Source organism: Nocardia sp. NPDC127579, assembly GCF_042672005.1.
Classification (GTDB): domain Bacteria; phylum Actinomycetota; class Actinomycetes; order Mycobacteriales; family Mycobacteriaceae; genus Nocardia.
This window is the reverse complement of the sequence record NZ_JBHXVZ010000011.1, coordinates 172260-191831: the sequence shown is the minus strand read 5'-3', so window position 1 is coordinate 191831 and position 19572 is coordinate 172260. Positions and strand designations below refer to the sequence as shown.

The following is a 19572-nucleotide window of genomic DNA, read 5'->3' as shown; positions in this document are numbered from 1 at the left end:
GGATTGCCGTGGTGGTCAGGGCTTTTCGAATTCTGTTGATCGCGTTGCTGGCCTGGGCCGCGGTCGCGGTCGTGGCCCACGCCGAACCGCCGTCGCAGGTCGAGGTCGCCCTGCCCGAGCCGACCGGTGCGAGCGCGATCGGAGTCACCGATCTGCATCTGATCGATCCGGCGCGGCGCGACCCGTATGTCCCCGCCCGCGCTCGTGAACTGATGGCGAGCGTCTGGTACCCGGCCGCGGCCGGTGCGGCGCAGCCCATGCGGCCCTGGTTCTCCGACCGGATCGCGCGCGCCTACGCCGCCGGTCTGGCCGAGCTCGGTCCGCAGGTCACCGGGACGTGGACGGTGGCGCCCAGCCACGGCCGGGTCGATGCGGCCGCGGACCGAGCCGGTGGTCGGCGGCCGATCGTCCTGTTCTCGCCGGGGCTGGGCATGCCCCGCGAAGCCAGCACCGCACAGGCCGAGGACCTCGCCAGTCACGGATTCGTGGTGGTCGCCCTGAGCCACACCTACGAATCGATGGCGGTCGAATTCCCGGACGGGCGGCTCGTGCAGAACATCCTGCCGCGAGCTGAGGACCCCGACCAGTCCAAGACGATGATCGACCTGGCCCTGCGAACCCGGGTCGCCGACACGCGTTTCGTCCTGGACCGGCTGGCCGATCTCGAACCCGCAGCGCTGCCCGAGCATCTGACCGAGATCCTCGATCTGTCGAAGATCGCCATGTTCGGGCATTCGCTGGGCGGCGCCACAGCCGCCCAGGCGATGCACGACGATCGTCGAATCGCCGCGGGCGTGAATCTCGATGGCTCCCTGTGGGGTTCGGTGGTGACCGAGGGCGTGGATCGCCCGTTCGTCCTGATCGGTGGTTCCGAGCACGGCCGGGCCCAGGACCCCAGCTGGCAGCGGTTCTGGTCCGTCACCCGCGGCCCCAGAATGGAGTTCCGGCTCGACGGCTCGCAGCATCACTCGTTCTGCGACAACCAGCTGATCGCCCCCGCCCTGGCCGCCGGGGGCGTCATACCCGCCGATTTCGCCGCCACGATGGTCGGCACCATCGATGCGCGGAACTCGCTCGACCTCCAGCGCGGTTACCTGCGCACCTTTTTCGACACGACGCTCGGCCGATTCGACAACCTGCCGAAAGCCCCGGCCACCATGCTGCATCCGGAAATGGTCCCGGTTCCGTAGCTACCGCACGCGCACCGTCGCCTTCCACGGCAGCATGACCGACGGACACCGGCGGCCCGCCTCCGGACGGCAACTGCGCTGTGCGCTGATCACCGCGTCGCCCGGCGCCTCGGCCCGGAACACGGCCACGGCGTCGCCGGCGGGCGTCACACTCGCGGAGATGGTCGGTAGCACCGCCGGGTCACTGGACACCGGAGGGTGCCAGGTATAGGTGAACCCGTTCTCGCGGTAGGTGCCGAGCCGGATCTCGACGTCACTGCCGAGATCCGTGTGCACCGTCCTGGCGGAGTCCGCATTGGTCAGCACCATGCTCCCGGCCGCGGACGCCTGCACAGCGCCGCCCATCGGCGCCAATACCAACACCGCGATACCCAGAAATCGACGACGGATACGGTTCATGCCGACATCCAACCCGCCACTCCCGCCGCCCTTCATCAGCACACCGTCGAACCGGAGTGTCCCCGGCGCGCCTCACCCGGCGCGCCCGGCCGGCTCCATCGCGGACAGGGGGAGCGCGATGGCGATCGCCGAGGCGCGCATCCCGACCGGCCAAGCCGCCCGATTCTTCCGCCAGTTCTGTAAGCACGCCTCCGCCATGGGATCTCCGCGTGCATACCGCATGCGTTTCCACGGCGGCGACCCGGCCGCGCACGGTGCTGTCCGGACACACGGCGACTGTTCCGACGACGACACCGGCACGATCGTCCTCGACCCCAGGGGGCGATGCGAACTGCGCGCGGACGACGGTGTTCTCACCATCCGTTGCGATCATCGCCGGATATCGAGCGGCGCGTAGGTGACCGGTCCCGACCGGATCGTCGTCGCGCCGCGCTGTCCGATTCGGACCTGGTCCGAGCCGACCGACGTGGCCCACCAGGGCATGTCCGCGAAGTCCGTAGTCCCGCTGGTGGTGCGCGGGTGGTAGAACTCGAAGGGTGCCACTGTCGCGGATCAGGTGGCTGGAATGTGGGGAGTGGGGCGATCGTGGACGGTTCGGTGGTCGCGCGAACGCGGCGAGGCTGGCTTCGGTACCGGCGGCTGCGCTGTCGGATCGCGGCCTGGCTGGCAATTCTCGGCGCGTTGGTCTGGGGGCTACAGGGATTCGGCGCATGGATGCAGTCGCAGGAAGGTAAGTGGCGTGACGCCGCGTATCTGTCGGTCGGCGATCGGGTGATCGCGGCGGACGATCTACTGACCTTCCTCTGCCTCGTTTTCCTGCTCGTCGCGGGACTGCTCGGTTACGGCGCCGTACTGCTGTTGCGCGGCAAGCTGTTCGGGCGTTTCCCGTTGCTCGTGGGAGCGTGGGCGGTGGTGATCGGCCAGTTGTTCGCGGGAGTGCTCGCGGCGATCCCGATCGACGCCTTTCACTATTCGGCCCCGCCGAGCCTGGTCTTCGTGACCCCCGCGGTGTTGTTCCCGATGGTGACGATCCTGTTCCTGGTGTCGGCCACCCCGATCAGTCGCGAACGCCGAGTGTTCCCGTCCACGTGACGGTGTCGAGACCGGCTCGCTGAGCCAGTGCGAAGACAGCGGCGACAACGCTGTCCGCGTCCGGTGCGGATTCCTCCTCGGGGTCGTCGTCCTCCTCGAAAAGATCCTCCTCCTCCTCGTCTTCCTCCGCCAGGAGCGAAAGCCCCTCGGCGCAGGTTCGCACGAGGTCCTCGGTGACCGCACCGCGTTCGGCGGCATCCAGCAGCCGCTCGCACAACTCGGGGTCGGTAGCGCCGGAGTCCCGCCAGAGGCTGATCGTTTCGAGGGCGCCCGCCCTGGTCGTCAACCGCCCGACCCCGGAACCGAGTCCGTCGTCGCGGAGATCGTCCGGGTAGGGCGCTCGGTGCCAGGCCCCATCCTCGAACCAGTAGACGCAGCCGACCATGTAGGCATCGATCAGGCCCCGAAGGTAGCGGCGCGGAACCCATTGCGGCGCACCGGCGAGCACGTCGATCGCGGGCTCGTGCCATTTGACCTGACTCGTCTCGTCCTCGCCGAAGAGCACCGCCCGGCCGTCACCGAACCACTTGAACTCCCACCAGGTGCATCCGCTGTCGTCCCAGTGCAAGCCCGCGTCATCGATCCAGCATCCCGTCCGGTGTACTGCCGCTGTGCCTTCCTGCTCGTGGTCGTACATCGCGAGCGCGGCGCCCGCCCATCGCCGCCACAACACCCCGGCATCCGGCAGATCACCGGGTTGTCCGGGCTTGTGCACCCCCGCCATCGTTTGTCTCCTCGCACGCGTTCGTGTCGGTGGGCTGCTGCATGATCGCCGCATGACGATCACCAACCAGCAAGTCGCCGAGCACTCGTTCCTGCGACCACTCTACGAGGACCCGTACTTTCCCGATCATGTCCTCGACAAGGCGACAGCCATCCTGCGGCGGCTGTGCGAGCGGATCGAGGCCGAGCAACCGGCCGACATCTCGGCCCTCTACCCACTGACCCATTCCGCGACAGAGGAATTCAACATCCTGGAAGCCGACTTCGACGCGGCCGGTAGCGAGATCGAGACCACTGCCAGAGAGGAGATCGCCGAGGACTTCTGGTTCGTCGCCACCGCCTACGGATTCGCCGACGCGGACGCGGAAGAACTGATCGCCCCGCGCAACTGGTGAGCGGCCACGGCGACTCACCGCAGTACGCACACCTAGGATTCGACGGACGTGGCCGAGATCCGAGAGTCCGGCAGCCCCGCGTAGTCGGGCAGGTCGACCCCGTTGATCGCACGCTCGACCAGTTCGGCGAACCACGCTGCGGTGAAATCGGGCTGCGGCTCGGTGCTGTCGCGGCTACGGGCATTCAGTTGCGCGATCTCCTGATTGGCCTCCGCGAACGGGCGCATCAGGGCCTCGTAGCGGGCGAACCCGATCTCCGGATTCCATTCGGCGGCAGCGAGTTCCCCGGCCAGTACGTAGGCGCCGACCAGAGCCAGCCCGGTGCCCTGCCCCGACATCGGGGACGAGCTGAAGGCCGCGTCGCCGAGCAGGCCCACCCGCCCGCGCGACCAGCGATCCAGCACGACCTGGGCGACCTGGTCGAGATAGAAGTCGGGGGCGTCGTCCAGATGGGCGAGGATGCGCGGGGTCGACCAGCCCATACCGGCCATCCGCGCACGCAGCAGCCGCTTCTGAGCCTCGATATCGCGGTAGTCGACGTCGGTGGCGGCCGCGGGAAAGGAGAACATGGCCATCGCCCGGGTGGCGTCCTGGATCGGCCGCAGCCCGGCCGAGCGCCCGGACTCCTGGTACTCGATCAGCCACTTGTCGAGGCCGAACTCGTTGGGCACGCTGAAGAAGCCCAGCGCGTGCCCGAGATGGCGGACGAACTGCTCGTGCGGCCCGAAAACCATGGCGCGCAGCGCCGAATGTAGGCCGTCGGCTCCGATGACCAGTTCGAAACGCCGCCGGTCGCCGCTGTCGAAGACCACGTCGACCCCGTCCGCGTCCTGGGTGATCTCGGCGATCCGGTCACCGAAGCGGTATTCCACGTCGTCGCGGGTGTCCTCGTAGAGCACCTGCGACAGGTCACCGCGCAGGATCTCGATCTCCGCGATGAATCCGTCGCCGCCGTCGTCGTCCACCCGGAAGGTCTCGAGCACGTTTCCGGCCGCGTCGACGGTGTGCGCGCCGATCGTCCGGGTGCAGGCCGCGCGGATCGCCGGGTCCAGCCCCATCCGCCGGATGACCTCCTTGGTCGCTCCGCGCGCGTCGACGGCCTGGCCGCCGGGCCGCAGTGCGGCGGCCCGCTCCACCACGGTCACCTCGGCTCCTCGCCGATGCATCCAGTGGGCCAGTGCGGGCCCCGCGATGCTCGCTCCTGCCACCAACACCCTGGTACCGCTCACTGCGCCTCCTGCTCGCCGCCGAACCACTGTCCGGACCGATGTGTGTTCTGTCCCACCACTTTCGGTGGATCCAGAGGTTTCGACGGCGGATCCGTCAGGAATTCATCGGTGCGGCGCGCTCAGTCGGTGAACGTCCAGCGCGTGGTGCCACCCGGTTCCACCGTGGACACCGATACCGCGGAGCGCGCGGTGATCCGGTAGACGTGCCACGGCGCCGGGCCGACCGCGGGCGCGTTGAACGGCGCGGTCAGGCCGATGCCGGAGTCGTCGACCGTGCACGGCCAGCCGCCCGCGGCCCAGACCTCCGCCACCCGTGCCACCGCGGCCGGGTCTCCGACCTGCTCGGCCACGCCCTCGACCACGAGATCGAAATCGTGCGCCGACACGCTCAGGACGCTGCGCGGATCGCGCGCGATGTTCTTCGCCTTGTGCGTGGTATCGCCGGTCTGGAACCAGAATTCGCCGTCGACCCATGCCGCGCCGACCGGAGTGACATGCGGAGATCCGTCGGCATTGAGGGTGGTGAGCCAGGTGGTGTAGCGGTTGGGGCCGCCGGTGTCCGGGGCCTGTGTGATGCCGCTGTCGAGCACCGCGGTCACGGTTTTCCAGTCTTGGATCTGCATTCCCTGGGAGTCGTCCAGGTTCTTCGCTTTCATGGTGTCTCCTACGGTCGCCGAGTGCCTGTTCGATAGTGCAGACGGGTTTCGTCCGTAGGATTCATCGCTCAACTCGCTGTCGCGAGCACCTTCCACACTTTCCTGGTGCGCGAGCGGATCTGCGGAGCCGCGGACTCGATGCGCCGGCGCGCCTCCTGAGCGCTGATCCGCAGCAGATCGGTCAGCAGCTCCACGGTGTCGCGATAGCCCGTGTCCGCGGCGAGTCCGCGGCGTTCGGCTTCGGCGACCGCCGCGTGCATCGCGGCGTCCAATCGCCTTCGGCGGCGTTCGGTTTCGACGAGGATGCGCAGCAGGTCGACATCGGCCAGCTCCGGCCAGCCCGGTGTTCGAGCCGCCGGAGCCGGCGCGGTCGAATGTATGGTCACGCCGGGCAGCCTACCCGACGATAGAACATATGTTCGACATTTGCGGAAGCTCGATCAGTCGACCGCGTCCAGGACCGCGTGCAGCGTGCGGGCGAAGGCCTCCGGTTGTCCCGGATAGCCGGACTCGGGTCCGGTGAAGCCGCCGTGATGGCTGGGGAACAGCGCCGGTTTCGCACCGAGTCGCTCGGCGAGCGCGATCGAGGTGCGGCCGGTGACCGTCCCGGTCGACTCCTCGCCGTAGCCGACCACGATCCGGGTCGGTGCCCCGGTGAGCGCGACGATATCGGGCTGGTAGCCGACCACCGGCCGGGAACGCTCCGACAGCAGCGGGTCGTCGCGCGAGCCGTCGTCCTCGACCGGCAGGCCGAACATCGCGGGATCCGCTGCGGGCGCGGCGAAGTAGTCGTCGGTGTACTCGCCCTGCCAGGAGGTCATCGCGATGAAGGCCGCCATGCCCGCGCCGAAACCCCGCGCCGCGTAGGCGTCGCGATACCCGTCGGCCGCCCGTTCGGCCGCCGCCACGTCGGGGAGCACCGACAGCAGCGGCGGTTCGTGAGCCACCAGGGTGGTCACGTCGCCGGGGTGAGCGGTCACGAGTGCGAGCGCGACGATGGCCCCGCCGCTGCTGGCGAATACCTCGACCGGTCCCGCGCCGAGAGCCTCGATGACAGCGTGCACGTCCGCGGCGTGCAGGGCCGGGAAATTGTCGAGTGTGCCGTCGGTGCGCAGACTCCGCCCGAGCCCGCGCGGATCGTAGGTGACAACCGTGCGATCGGGGAAGTGCGCGGCGAGCGCACCGAACCCGTCGGCCGCCATCGGCAGCCCGGTCATGAGCAGGGGCGCGCGCCCATCCGTCGTCGGAATCGGCCCATGAACGTCATAGGTGAGCGTCGCGCCGGGAACGTCGAGTGTGTGTGTCGTCATGCTGGTACCGACGTGCCAGACGCCGCGAACTCATCGGTCGACGACCCCGTCGTAGCCGGTTCCCCAACTCGCGGGTTGCGGCATCGAACGGGTCTTCCGCGTGCTCGACCCGGCCGCCCGGCAAGGTCCACGTGGTTTCGCCGCCGGCGGTCGCATGCCGCGCCAACAGCACCCGGCCCTGGGCCGAGCAGACGCAATATGCCGCTTTCCGGAAGCTCACCCGGCAACTGTGGGTCCGTCGGCGCGACCGACGGCCCGAGATATCCTCGGGCCGTCGGTCGCTGGGCGGTGCACTATGCGGCCGAGTCGGCCAGCCGATCGGCATACGGTGCGATGAGTTTTCCGACGAGGGGGAGGTCGGCGCGAACACCGCCGGTCTTGTTCGCCTGCACCATGGCCATGATCCAGACGACGAAGGCGAGGAGCGCGACCGCGAGGCCGAGGAGGCTGAAGACGATCCCCACCACCCCGAGCAGCGAGCCGAGAACGCTCGACACGATATTGACCACCGAGACCGCGCCGAAGAACACGATGGATTGTGCGGCATGGAATCTCACGTCGGGATCGTTCTTCCCGACGAACAGGAAGACGATGCCCGACAGCCATCCCAGCGCATACGCCAATATGGCGCTGGTCTTCTTGTCCAAGCCGGTGGACTGCGGTTGATTCATGGGGGAGTGCGAAGATGTCATGTCCCGAGTACATGCCACCTCCGCCACCTACCGATCCCAGGTTTCGGCCCGAACCCCAGGTCGCAGACTCGGTGCCGCGGCGAGTTTCTCGAAGTACTCGCCGATCGCGGGGTCGTCACCGCCGATGAAGACCGTGACAGTGTTGCCCGGCCGGTTGCACGCTCGCCCGAGCCCTGCTGTGGTTGTCGCATGGACCGCACCATGGACATCGACGGCGCCGGACGTTCGTTCGTCCGCTTCCGGGCGGTGGTTCCCACTCGGCCCGGGTGGTTTCCGGGGGTGTTCGCCCTGGTGAACGGGCTGGCCCGGGCCGGGTGCCTGAGTATCGATCAGGAGGAGTTCCGTCGGCGCGAGAATGCTTGGTACCAAGCCCATCTCGTCGATCCCGGGGTGGTCGACCCGTCCGTCTACGATCGACGGCGGCATCCCGGTGCGGCCGCCTGGTTCAAGGTTTCGGCGGCGGAAATGATCTCGCGGGTCGCCGGTTACACCGCCATCCTGGACGCGCACGGTGTCGGGTGGGTGCGCTCGGAGTCCACAAGCCCCGGCACGATCCTCTACGAGGACGCGCATCAGATCATCGCGGAACCGCCTGCTTCGGACCGCGGGCCGGTCGCGGAACGCGGGGCCGCCGGGCTCGGATGACTACGCTCTGCACTGTGAGCTGGAAGCCGTGCGCGTGGCCTGGGCCGAAAGGAGGTCCGGGTGGCACCGAAAGTCCCCGCCGAACGTAGACGTCCGACGCAGGATCGGGCGAAGGCGACCAGGGAGCACATTCTCGACACGGCGGCGCGCTTGTTCGCCGAGCGCGGTATCCCCGCTACCTCGACGAATCGGATCGCCGCCGAGGCGCGGGTGAGTGTCGGCACGCTGTACCGGTATTTCGCCGACCGCTCGGTCCTGGTCGACGAACTGCTGGACAGGATCCTCACCCAGGTCGAACGCAGTTTCTCCGAGCGGGCCTTCGTGATCGCGGGCGCGGTCGCGCACGAGGTCAGCGCGCAGAGCTGCACGGCGATGATGGCCGAGATCCTGAACGTGTTCACCGATGTCCTGGTGCCGAATTCCGCGTTGATCAAGGAACTGGTCGGCGGCGTGCAGTTCTACGACAGCGGACTGCCCGACCTGGAACCCCGCATGCGAATCCTGATCAAGGTCATGCTGATCCAGGTCTTCGGCCCCGGCGACGACGCCGACTACGACCTGATGGCGTTCGTCATCGTCAACACCGGATTCGCTGCCGTGCTGCGTGTTTCGGCCGTGGATATCGAACCCGGATACCGGGCCGCGGCCATCGCCATGACCGCGCAGATGATCGGTGTCTGGGTGTACGACCGGCACTTCGGCGGGTGATCACAGTCGCGCCACCGCGTCGCCGATCGCCTCGTCCAGGATGCTCAGGCCCAGCGTCAGTTCGTCCTCGGTGGCGGTGAGCGGTGGCGCGATGCGGAACACGCCGCCCATCCCCGGCAGCTGGACGATGTTCATGTGCAGGCCGAGTTCGAGGCAGCGGCCGGTGACGCGCGCACCCAGTTCGTCCGAACTCTGCTTCGTCGTCCGGTCGAGGACGAGTTCGAGCCCGGCCAGCAGGCCCCGACCGCGGATGTCGCCGACCACCTGATGCCGAGTCGCGATGTCGGACAGTCCGTTACGAAGCACTGCGCCGAGCGCCCGGGCGCGTTCGTCGAGCCCGTCCTCGACCAGCACGTCCAGCACGGTGTTGCCGACGGCGGCGACCAGCGGATCGGAGACGTGGGTGGTGAAGAACAGGAACCCGCGTTCGTGCGCCCGGATTTCGAGTTCGGCGCTGGTGACCACGGCCGCCAACGGGAGCCCCGCGCCGAGTGTCTTGGACAGCGTCAGGATGTCGGGGACCACGCCGTCGCGTTCGAACGCGTACCAGCTTCCGGTCCGGCACAGGCCGGTCTGGGCTTCGTCGAAGATCAGCAGCATGTCGCGTTCCCGGCATTTCTGTTGCAGCGCGGCGAAATACCCGGGCGGCGGCTCGATGATGCCGCCGGAGCTCAGGATCGGCTCGACCAGGCAGGCGGCCAGGCTGCCGGTCGACTGGGCATCGATCAGGTCGAAGGCGAAGTCCAGCTGCCGCCGCCAGTCGAGCGTGCCGTCGGCGGTGGTGAAGTCGGGCCGGTAGGCGTTGGGCACCGGGATGGCGAAGTTTCCGGGCGCGGTCGGTCCGTAGCCCTTGCGGCCGGTGCTGTAGGTGGCGGCCGCGGCGGCATGGGTCATCCCGTGCCAGGATCGGGCGAACGACACGATCTCGTGTTTGCCGGTCACCAGCTTGGCCATGCGCAGTGCGGCCTCGTTGGATTCCGCGCCGGTGGTCAGCAGCAGGACCTTGTCCAGCGGGGCGGGCAGACTCGCGGCCAGGCGGCGGGCCAGGTCCACCACCGGCCGGCTCAGCATGCCGCTGTAGAGGTGGTCGAGCGTGGCGACCTGCCGCTGGACCGTCTCGACGATCCGCGGGTGCGAGTGCCCGAGGATCGCGCTCATCTGACCGGAGGTGAAGTCGAGGATCTTGCGGCCGCCGGCGGTGTACAGGAAGCTCCCGGCGGCACGTTCGATGATCTCCGGGGTGAAGGCGGACCCGTACCGGACGAGATGTCGCTCGGCGTCAGTCCAGAAGGTGTCGGTGCGTGGTGCGGCGCTGGCGAGGTCGGTCATGTCTTCGACGGTATGCGATCTAGCCTCCGAACCGTCGGCTCTGCCAGCCGTCGACCCGGACCAGGATCGTGATCAGCAGGGCGGCGGCGAGGGCGAAGAGCGCGGTCATGACCGTGTAGGACATCGCCCAGGCGGTCCAGGCGTCGGCGGCGGACTCGATATCGGAGTAGCGGTCGTTGGTCGTCATGAAGCGGGTGCGTTCGAAGACCAGCGCGGGCCAGGCCAGGGCCCAGACCGCCCACCACGCCCAGACCAGTCCGCCGCCCGGAACTCCTTGCAGGGTGGGGCGATTCGCGGGTGTCGCGGGGTCGCTGGCCCGGACGATGTCGGAGACGATGATGGGTGGCAGTACGAACGAGGCCGCCGGTGTGAACCAGGCGCCGATCACCCATCCGCGACCGAATCGATGTCGGGCCGTGCACAGGAGTTCCGCGTTGGCGCGGGCCCGCCAGAGCCAGAAGAGCAGCAGGAGCCCGGCGACCAGGAGGGTGGCGAGCCAGCCGAGGGTCGAGTAGGCGAACGGCATGCGGTCGATGCCGCCGTGGCTGGTCCGGGTGCCCCAGCTGCGCTGTTCGACGACGGTGTGATTGGCCTGCCAGATCCGCACGCACCAGACCAGCTGTACGAGGACGACGGCGATGACCAGTACGGAGATGACACTTCCCAGCGCGCGCAGGCTACGGGGGCGAGGCATTGTCATGGCATCAATCCGGTTGTAGCTGTGGTGATTCCGCGACGCTAGCACGCGCCCGTGTCGATGTCGGCCGAATTTCCCGGCATCGATGATTCGAGCATTTACTAGAAGAGTCTTGATTCGATGATTGATCGCTGTAACACTGAACCGGTGCCCGATACCGACCTGACCGTGGAGGCGCTGGCCGCCGACGCCGGCGTTCCCACCAGCACCGTGCGGATGTATCAGACCCGCGGCCTGCTGCATCCGCCGCGGCGCGCGGGCCGCGGCGCGCGCTACGACACCTCCCATCTGGAGCGGCTGCGCCTGGTGCAGCGTTTGCAGGAGCGAGGGTTCTCCCTCGCCTCGATCTCCGCGCTGCTCACTGCCCGCGCACAGGGAGCGAGCGTCGCCGATCTGCTCGCCCTGCCCGGCGGCCCGGAAGACTGGGTTCCCCTGGGCCTGCGCGATATTCGCACGCTCATCAAAGCCAGGGACCTGCGTGCGGCCCTGCTGCGCAAGGCGACACGGATCGGCCTGATCCGCTGGCGCCGTGGACGACCGGAGACCAGGCGCTGGGCACTGGCCAGCGGTTTGCGAGTGGCCGAACTCGACATCCCGGTGACCGAGGTGCTCGACCAGTTCATTCGGCTGCGCGCGCACACCGATCAGATCGCGGCCGATTTCGCCGAGGTCTTCGAACGCACCCTGTGGCCGCGAATTCAGCCGGGCGGCACCGAATCCGACCAGCTCGACCGCGTGCGCGCACTGCTCGAGGAGCTGACCGGCATCGCCGAGGGCGTGCTGCTCGGCGCGCTCCGCGAATCCATGCGCGAGCTGGCCGAGCAGTTCGCGTTACGCCATGCGCTGCTGCCGGCCGACGGTGCGGAACCGACCTGGCTCGCCAGTCCCGCGCCGGTGCTCGGCGACCGCCTGCTCGAACCGCGTTCGGCCGACGACACCGCCGTCGACGAATTCCTGGCCGCCGATACCGAGGACCGATCGTGAACAAGCTCTACATCGAAGCCAGGATCCGCGTGGACATGGCCACCCTGTGGGAGCGCACCCAGAACCCGGCCGAGCATCGGCGCTGGGATCTGCGCTTCACCGACATCGACTATCTACCCGAAAAGCCCGGTGAGCCACAGCATTTCCGATATGCGACCCGGTTGCTCCCGTTTCGTCCGATCGCCGGGACCGGGATCAGCGCCGGTGATCGCGATCGCCCCGACGGCAGCCGGACCTCGGCACTGCGTTTCGACTCGGCCGACCCGCTCTCGATCATCGAGCGGGGCAGCGGCTACTGGCGATATGTGCCGTCCGGCAACGAGATTCGCTTCTACACCGGCTACGACTACCGGGTGCGCTGGGGCCGGCTCGGCCGGATCGCGGACCACGTGTTCCGGCCGCTGATGGGCTGGGCGACCGCCTGGTCCTTCGACCGGCTGCGCCTGTGGTGCGAGCGCGGCATCACGCCGCGGCGAGCACTCGTCGGCGCCGTGCTCGACGTGACTCTTCGGATGGCCGCTGTGGTCAGCGCACTGGCCCTTTCGAGCCCCTGGTGGCTGACCCTGGGTGTGGTCGCGCTGGCGGTGGGCCTGCCGCCGCTGCCCGGCACACCGGCCGCGCGCCGCTGCCTTCGTACACCACCCGGCTGCGCCGCGACTCCCGCACTGCTCGCCGCAGTGGAGGCCGCGTCGTGACCTCGATGTTCCGAACCGTGCTCGGCGCCGATTTCGAGCGGCTGCATCCGCAACTGCGGCGGCGCTTCTCCGTCGGCCTCGACAGCAACGAGGCATGCCTGGGAACCGGTGTGATGGAACGGATCTGGCACGGCCGCCGGGTCGTCCAACCGTTCCTGCGGCTGGGCGCCACCCGCAATATCCTGGTGCCGCAGACCGGCGCGGACATCCCCTTCACCATCGAAAACGTCCCGTACCGTGACTCTTTCGGCCGTGAGACGGTGTCGTTCGTGCGAACCTTCGCCTTCCCCGGCGGCGAGCGGCGCTTCGATGCCCAGATGGTGCTGCATCCACGGGGTGACCGGATCCTGGACTATCTCGGAACCCACCAGCATCTCGCCTCGGACCTGCACGTGTCCGTCGAATCCGATGGCTCCCTGCTGATCCGCTCCGGAGACCTGCGGTTGCGTGAGCGCCGCATCGACCTGCGGGTTCCCGACCTGCTGCACGGCCGCGCCGAAGTGCGGGAATCCTTCGACGACAGCAGCGGCCGCTTCCGGATCCGCGTCCAGGTGACCAACCCGGTGCTCGGCCCGGTCTTCGGTTATCACGGCAGTTTCAGCGCGACCTACGTCCGCGCCGACGAACACGGTGTTCGCCCAGGACTGCGGCCCGTCCGCGAAGAACCGCCACAGCCTCACTGACCGTCGAACAGGTCCGGGTTCTCGGCCTCGGTGCGCGGGCGTTGCGCGCCCACGCGGCGCCGCGGTGGCGGAGTGAGAGTGAGTTCGGACGGGGAGAACGCGAGGGTGTCGTTCGACCCGCTGGGACGTACGTGCACGTAATCGGGTTCGGCGGGGGAGGCCAGGGCGACCACTGTCCCGGATCGGCCCTCCTGCATTCCCACGGCCTCGGCGGTGAAGTAAACCCGCTGCGGTCTTCCTTCCTCGACCGCAGCGGCAATTCGCTGGATCTGTGTGTCGGACAAGGGTGTCGGCATGTTGTGCTCCGGGCAGGGTGAAGCGGCTGTCGCTACAGAGAATGCCCGACAGTACCGACAAGATGCCATTCGGGCAGCATGGACCGGGTTGGCCGGACGGCCGCATCCACGTCATGGTTCCTACGGTCGAGCGCCTACGGTTGCCCGGGCCAGGAGCGATCGGGTCTGGTCCACCGTGAGCTCTTCGACCACCCGCACGTCGGTCGGAAGCGACCAGAAGGTGCGTTCGGAGCCGAGAATGGCCTTGGCCCAAGGCGGGCCGAGCACCAGGGTGCGCATCCCTTCGAAGTAGGGCACATCACGAGGATGCCCTTCGCCCCACACCCAGTACTCGCGGTCGATACCCATGGGTTCTGCGACGGTCGAGCCCGCCGCGCGATAGTCGTACATGGTGAACGATCCGACGATGTGATTACGTGGGCATTCCTCGACAGTGCCGCGCACGTAGTCGAAGAGTTCTGGTGGATTGTCCGCCGTCGGAATACCGTATCTGCCGAGCGCGTCGGCCAGCAGGACATGCAGCGTGAAATTGTCGGCGACGCCGTCGACCACCACACGAAACGCCCGGTTCTGCAAGGGACACAGCACCAGCCAGGTTCGGTCGAGTTCGACGCCGAGCAGGATATCCAAGGAGTGGGCGCCGGCACCGGCGACCGCGTGGGTGGCCACGACCAGTTCCGGATCCGCGACCGCCCGCTCCAGCACGACCCGATCGCGAGTCAGCGCGGCTACGGTCGGCAACACCCATTTGCGTAGCCAATAGAGACTGGTCGCCCCCGGTCGATCCGCTGCCATACCGGCGCGGAACACATCCCGTGGAATGGGCCGTTCGTCGACGTGCAACGCGGCCTCGATCATCGACTCGGCGCGGTCGTCCTCGTCCAGAACATCAGTGCGAGGAGGGAGTTGGCTCAGACACCAATCGCCGTACCGGCGTGCCGCGCGCAGGACAGGTACCAGTTTGGGCAGCACAGCATCCCCGAGTGCGCGGGCCGACGATCCGGCTTCGACGAGTGCTCCGGCAGTGATCGCCACATGGGCGACACCGTCGGCATCGTCGACGTGGGACCTCACGACTCGGTCGAGCAGGACTGCGAAAGCCTCGGCAGGGTCACCGGCGCCTGCGTCGAGTGCGGCGTACAGGGTGTCCTGTGCAGCCTGGACGCGAGCCAGTTCCCAATCGGCGCCGTCGACAACCTGTACCAGGTCACGCGCCGCCGTCACGATGTCGGTCACACGACGACTGTAGTGGCGAGTCGAACCGGGATGATCGTCCCGATGTCTCAAACGCTTGTAAAACCTCTCCGGCACGGCCTGCGCCGGTGTGAGACGTCTCCTCGACCGAATAGCCTCTCCCACTGGGGATGTCGTCCGTCGCCGAATACGCCTGCGTCGAAAGAATGTGAAATGTCAGAGGTATTGCCCGATCTGTTCGTCGATCCGCTGTGGGAGCGGCAAGCGCGGGCCGCAGCGGTCGTCGAACGACCGGAGCCGATACTGCTCGCGGGGCTGGAACCGCCGCTGGAGCGTCACCTGGTCTGGGAACCGGGTGAGCGGGAGGAGTGGCTGGCACAGGCCGCGCGGCTGTTCGAGTACGGCACCCGGGAGCTGCGGGCGGGTGGTGGGTGGGAGGCCGTCGTGGCCGCCTATCGGGACGGGAAGCTGCGCTACGCGCCCACCCAGGGGCACCTGTTCGGCAATGCGCCGGAGTCGCTGGTGCGGCCCCTACTCGCCGATTGGAAGCCCGAATTCAGCGGCTCCACGAATCGGCGCGATCTGCAAGTCCTCTTGGCGCGCTTCGAGTTCGACGCTTACCACATCGTCTTCCCGCACGCGAAGTCCAACGCCTACGACAACGGCCCGGCCCTGCTGCCGGTCCTCGACGTCGAGGTCGCGCGCCTGATGGCGGACTGGTTGGTGCGGCTGAAATCTGCGCGGCGCATCGCTCGCGCGTGGTTCGCGCGGCACGGGCTGGCGGCCGTGCCGTTGTTGACCCCGGATGCCCTGGGCAAGCGACGCGTTCCCCGTGAGAAGGCCACGGCCGCTTTGTCTCTCGTCGCCGCCGAGCACGGCGCCGAGCGGGTGGCAGCGGCCGCGGGCCGGTACGGTGAGCAGGCCGTGGCGGCGGTCGAACGAATCCTCGCCGGTGACCCGCCGCCGTCGGAGCCGGTGGCCAAGCCGGTCCGGCCGCCGAAGCTGGCCTGGCTGGATCGAAACCTGTTGCCACCGGTTCGATTCCGGAACGGCACCGCGTTGTCCGCCGCCGCCACCGAGAACCTGCTGGGCGCGCTGGCGCTCTCGCCCGGTGTCGAGTGGATGGGCCCGGCCGTGCCGCACCCGGATCTGCCCGCGGCACTGGACTATTGCGACCGTGCCTCGCTCGCCGAATTCGGGTGGGCGATCTTCGACCTGTGGGTGCGGGCACGGACACCGGCCCGCAGCGGCTGGGTGCTCGACCAGTTCTACTGGCTGGCCGACGAGGAGTCGGTGCGGCGCCTCGGTGCGATGGTGTTGCGCTGGCCGGGCGTGAACACCGAGCGGCACGCCGTCAGCGTGCTGCGATCCATCGGCACCGACACCGCGCTGATCCAGCTGGATCGAATCAGCCGGCGCGCCAAGGCATCCGGCCTGCGCGCGACCGCCGAGAAATGCCTGGCCATGGCCGCCAGAGCGCGTGGGCTCAGCACGGACGAGCTCGCCGACCGACTGGTTCCCGACCTCGGCCTGGATGCCGCCGGAACCCTCACACTCGACTACGGCGCCCGGCGGTTCACGGTCGGATTCGATGCGGCACTCACGCCTTTCGTGATCGACGAGACCGGCAAGCACCGCAAGACCCTGCCCAAACCTGCCGCCGCCGACGATCCCGATCTCGCTCCGGCCGCCTATCAGCGATTCGCCGCCCTGAAGAAACTCGCCCGCAGCACCGTCTCCGACCAGATCGCCCGTCTCGAGCGAGCGATGGTGACCGGCCGTGCGTGGAGCACCGGGGAATTCGACGCCTACCTGGTGCGGCATCCGCTGATCTGGCACCTCGCCCGCAGGCTGGTGTGGACCACCGGTGAGGTCACATTCCGGCTCGCCGAGGACCGCACCCTCTCCGATCGGGCCGACGCCGCGATCGCCCTGCCCGACACGGCGCGAGTCCGTATCGCCCATCCGGTCGATCTCGGCGACGCCGTGCCGGAATGGGCCGAACTCTTCGCCGATTACGAACTCACGCAACCATTTCCGCAACTCGCCCGCCCGATCTACACGCTGACCGAGGAAGAACGCGCGACCGGCCGGATCGACCGCTTCGCGGGCATCGGCGTCCCGGTCGGCGCGCTCCTGGGCCTGGTCCGCCACGGGTGGGAGCGCGGACCGACCGAGGACGGCGGCGTCCAGCACGAGATCATCCGCCGCATCCCCCACGGCCCCACCCTTCTGATCGATCTCGCCCCCGGCATCGTGGCCGGTGACCCGTATCTGGCCCCGGACCAGAAACTGCGCGCCATCCGGTTCACCACACCCCCGGGCGCGGCCCTCGACCCACTACTGGCGTCGGAACTGCTGACCGACCTGGCGCGGCTGGCGACTAACGGTTGATCTCGACCACGGTGAGCACGATATTCTCGGCCACCGTCGCTCTGTCCGCCGCGCTCATGCACGGCTCCGGCGTCGCGAATGCCGCCCCGCAGGGTGGGCTGGCTCCGCCCTGGCTGGGCTGCGCGCTGACCTGGAACGACCAGAACACCGCCGGGATAACCTGCACCGGAGGCACTTTCATCGGGGTGGCGCTGTGCGCGGACGGCCGTCCGCTCACCGGGGCCGCCGCGGCGCGGGGAACGACCTCGTATGTGTATTGCAGCTCGGCGAACTCCGCACTCCATCTGCCGGTGCTGTGGGGTGCGCTCCCGGCCTGAGGCCGGGCGGCTGCGGCACCGCGCCGAGCAGGGTGAGATCCACGGGATGCGAATCGGCGCGGCTACGGTGAATTTCCATGGACACCGCGGTGGTCGACCTACCTGTGCGCGTTCGTGACCGGCGGCCGGGGCCGGTCGGGACCGAGGCCGGTGGTGGTGGGCGGCGGGTGGTCGTCGTGGCGCTCTGCCTGATCGCCTTGCAGCTGGTGGTCCGGGGGTGGGTTGCCGGAAGCGGTTATTTCTATTGGGACGATCTCATTCTGGTGGGCCGGGCGGGTAGCTATCCGCTGTGGTCGAGTGAGCTGCTGCTGCATGATCACGACGGGCACTTCATGCCCTTGGCGTTCGTCACCGGCTGGCTGGTGACCGCGATCGCGCCGCTGGAGTGGGGCGCGGCGGTGGCGACGATGCTGGTGCTCCAGCTCGGGGCGTCGGTGGCGGTGCTGCGGATGCTGGTGGTGTTGCTCGGGCCGCGGTGGACACTGGTCGGGCCGTTGGTCTTCTACCTGTTCTGCCCGTTGACGCTGCCGGCGTTCGCGTGGTGGTCGGCGGCGCTGAACGCGCTGCCGTTGCAGATCGCGCTCGCCTGGGTGATCGCGGACGCGGTGCTGCTGGTGCGGGGTGGCGGGCGGCGGTATGCGGTGTCGGCGCTGTGCGTGTTCGTGGTGGCGCTGCTGTTCTTCGAGAAGGCGGTGATCGTCGCGCCGGTCGCGGTCGCCGTGGTGGCGCTGGCGAACTACGTCGACGAGGGCCGGGCGGGGTGGCGTGAGATCTGGCGGCGGGGGGCGGTGCTGTGGGTCGGGTGCGCGGTCGTGCTGTTCGTATGGTCGATCGCGTATCTGGCGGTCGTCGATACCGCCGTGGTGTCGCACGGCCTCGGTGAAGCGCGAAAGCTGTTGCCACAGGCGGCATCACGTGGTTTGGTACCGGCGCTGTCCGGCGGACCGTGGACCTGGGAACGCTGGATCCCGTCGACGCCGTGGGCCATGCCCCCGGCCTGGGCGGTGGTCGCGGTCTGGACGGCGCTGGGTGTCCTCGCGGCGCTGTCGCTGCGCCGCCGGCGTCGGATCTGGGCTGTCTGGTCGCTGGCGATCGGCTACGTTCTGGTCGCGCAGTTACCGGTCGCGCTGGCCCGTAGCGGGCCGAACACCTCCGGTGAGATCATGCTGTCCCTACGCTATTTCGCCGATGCGAGCGTGGTGCTCACGGCGGCGGGAGCGGTGGCGCTGATCGCTGCGCCCCGGCTCGGTGTCCGGGTGTTCCGGCCCGGCGCACGGTCAGTGACCGCCGCCCTGGCGATGTTCACGGCGAGCAGTCTGTGCACCACCTACACCTTCGTGCAATCCTGGCGGGCCGACGATACCCGCGCCTATCTGACGAATGTTCGAGCGGCACTCGCCGAACAGGACGGTGTTCCACTCCTGGAACAGGAACTGCCGTGGGATGTGCTGAACCCCTCGGCATATCCGGAGAATCTGGCCGGCCAGGCGCTGTCCGCCGTCGCGCCCGCGGGTGCGTTCGCACAGTCGACGCCGAAGCTGCGGATGATCACCGATTCCGGCACGATCGTCGACGCCGAGGTCTGGTGGAATCGCGGCATCCGCCCCGGCCCGGAGCCGGGCTGCGGCTACCGGGTCGAGGGCGCCGTTCCCGTGGCGCTGCCGCTGGACGGCCCGATGCTCGAGCACGAGTGGACCGTTCAGCTCAACTATCTGGCGAACCGCGACGGCCGGGTGCTGCTCGCCTTCGAACACGGAACGCCGGTGTCCGCGCCGGTCCGGCAGGGCCTGAACACCGTGTTCGTACGCCTGACCGGCAGCGGCCGGAAACTCGGAATCGCGACCTACACACCGGGTCTCGACCTCTGCGTGGGAGTCGGCCCGGTGGGCGTCGCCTCGTACGACAACTGACCGGGCTATTCGGTGGCGGGTTCCGGCCGCCACC

General features: G+C 68.6%; 25 protein-coding genes. 13 read left to right on the top strand and 12 right to left on the bottom strand.

Annotation, left to right across the window (positions count from 1 at the left end; all coding sequences use genetic code 11):
• The first annotated feature begins 11 nt into the window (after positions 1–11).
• Positions 12–1190 (top strand): alpha/beta hydrolase family protein, encoded by a 1179-nt coding sequence (locus ACFVMC_RS30530; protein ID WP_379216014.1) that lies wholly within the window; start codon positions 12–14, stop codon positions 1188–1190.
• Here ACFVMC_RS30530 and ACFVMC_RS30525 read toward each other — a convergent pair whose 3' ends face one another.
• Positions 1191–1589 (bottom strand): hypothetical protein, encoded by a 399-nt coding sequence (locus tag ACFVMC_RS30525; RefSeq protein WP_379216012.1) that lies wholly within the window; start codon positions 1587–1589, stop codon positions 1191–1193.
• A 118-nt stretch (positions 1590–1707) separates the two neighbouring features.
• On the opposite strand from ACFVMC_RS30525, the gene ACFVMC_RS30520 reads away from it, so the two are divergent.
• The 3 genes from ACFVMC_RS30520 to ACFVMC_RS30510 all read left to right on the top strand — a co-directional run bounded on the left by ACFVMC_RS30520 (position 1708) and on the right by ACFVMC_RS30510 (position 2681).
• Complete coding sequence (locus ACFVMC_RS30520; RefSeq protein WP_379216010.1) at positions 1708–1986, top strand: hypothetical protein; 279 nt, start codon at positions 1708–1710, stop codon at positions 1984–1986.
• A complete protein-coding gene (locus tag ACFVMC_RS30515; RefSeq protein WP_379216008.1) occupies positions 1987–2115 on the top strand; it encodes a hypothetical protein in 129 nt (42 codons plus the stop codon). It abuts the gene before it with no gap.
• Positions 2116–2303: 188 nt separating this feature from the next.
• Positions 2304–2681, top strand: a complete 378-nt coding sequence (locus tag ACFVMC_RS30510; protein ID WP_379216007.1) for a hypothetical protein — start codon at positions 2304–2306, stop codon at positions 2679–2681.
• Here ACFVMC_RS30510 and ACFVMC_RS30505 read toward each other — a convergent pair.
• Positions 2647–3405: a hypothetical protein gene (locus ACFVMC_RS30505; RefSeq protein WP_379216005.1), complete on the bottom strand. Its 759-nt coding sequence runs from the start codon at positions 3403–3405 to the stop codon at positions 2647–2649. The genes ACFVMC_RS30510 and ACFVMC_RS30505 overlap by 35 nt on opposite strands.
• A gap of 52 nt (positions 3406–3457) precedes the next feature.
• Between ACFVMC_RS30505 and ACFVMC_RS30500 the strand changes: the two genes are divergently transcribed.
• Complete coding sequence (locus ACFVMC_RS30500) at positions 3458–3799, top strand: DUF5713 family protein (protein WP_379216003.1); 342 nt, start codon at positions 3458–3460, stop codon at positions 3797–3799.
• 32 nt (positions 3800–3831) lie between these two features.
• On the opposite strand, the gene ACFVMC_RS30495 is transcribed toward ACFVMC_RS30500, so the two are convergent.
• The 6 genes from ACFVMC_RS30495 to ACFVMC_RS30470 form a co-directional block, all read right to left on the bottom strand.
• Positions 3832–5028: an FAD-dependent monooxygenase gene (locus tag ACFVMC_RS30495; RefSeq protein ID WP_379216001.1), complete on the bottom strand. Its 1197-nt coding sequence runs from the start codon at positions 5026–5028 to the stop codon at positions 3832–3834.
• Between the two features lie 119 nt (positions 5029–5147).
• A complete protein-coding gene (locus ACFVMC_RS30490; RefSeq protein ID WP_379215999.1) occupies positions 5148–5684 on the bottom strand; it encodes a pyridoxamine 5'-phosphate oxidase family protein in 537 nt (178 codons plus the stop codon).
• Positions 5685–5752: 68 nt separating this feature from the next.
• A complete protein-coding gene (locus tag ACFVMC_RS30485) occupies positions 5753–6070 on the bottom strand; it encodes a DUF222 domain-containing protein (protein WP_379215998.1) in 318 nt (105 codons plus the stop codon).
• A 54-nt stretch (positions 6071–6124) separates the two neighbouring features.
• Positions 6125–6994 carry an alpha/beta fold hydrolase gene (locus ACFVMC_RS30480; protein ID WP_379215996.1) on the bottom strand — a complete coding sequence of 290 codons (870 nt, stop codon included), beginning with the start codon at positions 6992–6994 and terminating at the stop codon, positions 6125–6127.
• Positions 6948–7319 carry an NUDIX hydrolase gene (locus tag ACFVMC_RS30475; protein WP_379215994.1) on the bottom strand — a complete coding sequence of 124 codons (372 nt, stop codon included), beginning with the start codon at positions 7317–7319 and terminating at the stop codon, positions 6948–6950. The genes ACFVMC_RS30480 and ACFVMC_RS30475 overlap by 47 nt, the downstream gene beginning before the upstream one ends.
• Entirely contained in the window at positions 7288–7686 is a 399-nt protein-coding gene (locus ACFVMC_RS30470; RefSeq protein ID WP_379215993.1) for a DUF4870 domain-containing protein, read from the bottom strand. Before ACFVMC_RS30470 ends, ACFVMC_RS30475 begins: the two co-directional genes overlap by 32 nt.
• 189 nt (positions 7687–7875) lie before the next feature.
• Here ACFVMC_RS30470 and ACFVMC_RS30465 point away from each other — a divergent pair, with 189 nt between their 5' ends.
• Both ACFVMC_RS30465 and ACFVMC_RS30460 read left to right on the top strand, forming a co-directional pair.
• Entirely contained in the window at positions 7876–8331 is a 456-nt protein-coding gene (locus tag ACFVMC_RS30465; protein WP_379215991.1) for a hypothetical protein, read from the top strand.
• Positions 8332–8391: 60 nt separating this feature from the next.
• Positions 8392–9039 (top strand): TetR/AcrR family transcriptional regulator, encoded by a 648-nt coding sequence (locus ACFVMC_RS30460; RefSeq protein ID WP_379215990.1) that lies wholly within the window; start codon positions 8392–8394, stop codon positions 9037–9039.
• Here ACFVMC_RS30460 and ACFVMC_RS30455 read toward each other — a convergent pair whose 3' ends face one another.
• Together ACFVMC_RS30455 and ACFVMC_RS30450 are read right to left on the bottom strand one after the other, a co-directional pair.
• A complete protein-coding gene (locus tag ACFVMC_RS30455) occupies positions 9040–10368 on the bottom strand; it encodes an aspartate aminotransferase family protein (RefSeq protein WP_379215988.1) in 1329 nt (442 codons plus the stop codon).
• Between the two features lie 19 nt (positions 10369–10387).
• The gene (locus tag ACFVMC_RS30450; protein WP_379215986.1) at positions 10388–11068 is read right to left on the bottom strand and encodes a DUF4328 domain-containing protein; all 681 of its coding nucleotides are present in this window, start codon (positions 11066–11068) and stop codon (positions 10388–10390) included.
• A gap of 144 nt (positions 11069–11212) precedes the next feature.
• Between ACFVMC_RS30450 and ACFVMC_RS30445 the strand changes: the two genes are divergently transcribed.
• Genes ACFVMC_RS30445 through ACFVMC_RS30435 form a run of 3 tightly spaced genes read left to right on the top strand, consistent with a single transcriptional unit; the run spans position 11213 to position 13427 of the window.
• Positions 11213–12049: a MerR family transcriptional regulator gene (locus ACFVMC_RS30445; RefSeq protein ID WP_379215984.1), complete on the top strand. Its 837-nt coding sequence runs from the start codon at positions 11213–11215 to the stop codon at positions 12047–12049.
• The gene (locus ACFVMC_RS30440; RefSeq protein WP_379215982.1) at positions 12046–12744 is read left to right on the top strand and encodes a hypothetical protein; all 699 of its coding nucleotides are present in this window, start codon (positions 12046–12048) and stop codon (positions 12742–12744) included. The genes ACFVMC_RS30445 and ACFVMC_RS30440 overlap by 4 nt, the downstream gene beginning before the upstream one ends.
• 5 nt (positions 12745–12749) lie before the next feature.
• The gene (locus ACFVMC_RS30435) at positions 12750–13427 is read left to right on the top strand and encodes a DUF4166 domain-containing protein (RefSeq protein ID WP_379216090.1); all 678 of its coding nucleotides are present in this window, start codon (positions 12750–12752) and stop codon (positions 13425–13427) included.
• Here ACFVMC_RS30435 and ACFVMC_RS30430 read toward each other — a convergent pair.
• Together ACFVMC_RS30430 and ACFVMC_RS30425 are read right to left on the bottom strand one after the other, a co-directional pair.
• Positions 13421–13723, bottom strand: a complete 303-nt coding sequence (locus tag ACFVMC_RS30430) for a hypothetical protein (RefSeq protein ID WP_379215980.1) — start codon at positions 13721–13723, stop codon at positions 13421–13423. The genes ACFVMC_RS30435 and ACFVMC_RS30430 overlap by 7 nt on opposite strands.
• A gap of 120 nt (positions 13724–13843) precedes the next feature.
• The gene (locus ACFVMC_RS30425; RefSeq protein WP_379215978.1) at positions 13844–14959 is read right to left on the bottom strand and encodes a hypothetical protein; all 1116 of its coding nucleotides are present in this window, start codon (positions 14957–14959) and stop codon (positions 13844–13846) included.
• Between the two features lie 171 nt (positions 14960–15130).
• Between ACFVMC_RS30425 and ACFVMC_RS30420 the strand changes: the two genes are divergently transcribed.
• The 3 genes from ACFVMC_RS30420 to ACFVMC_RS30410 all read left to right on the top strand — a co-directional run bounded on the left by ACFVMC_RS30420 (position 15131) and on the right by ACFVMC_RS30410 (position 19538).
• Positions 15131–17311, top strand: a complete 2181-nt coding sequence (locus tag ACFVMC_RS30420) for a DUF4132 domain-containing protein (protein WP_379215976.1) — start codon at positions 15131–15133, stop codon at positions 17309–17311.
• Between the two features lie 11 nt (positions 17312–17322).
• A complete protein-coding gene (locus ACFVMC_RS30415) occupies positions 17323–17628 on the top strand; it encodes a hypothetical protein (protein ID WP_379215975.1) in 306 nt (101 codons plus the stop codon).
• Positions 17629–17705: 77 nt separating this feature from the next.
• A complete protein-coding gene (locus ACFVMC_RS30410; RefSeq protein WP_379215973.1) occupies positions 17706–19538 on the top strand; it encodes a hypothetical protein in 1833 nt (610 codons plus the stop codon).
• The last annotated feature ends 34 nt before the right edge of the window (positions 19539–19572 follow it).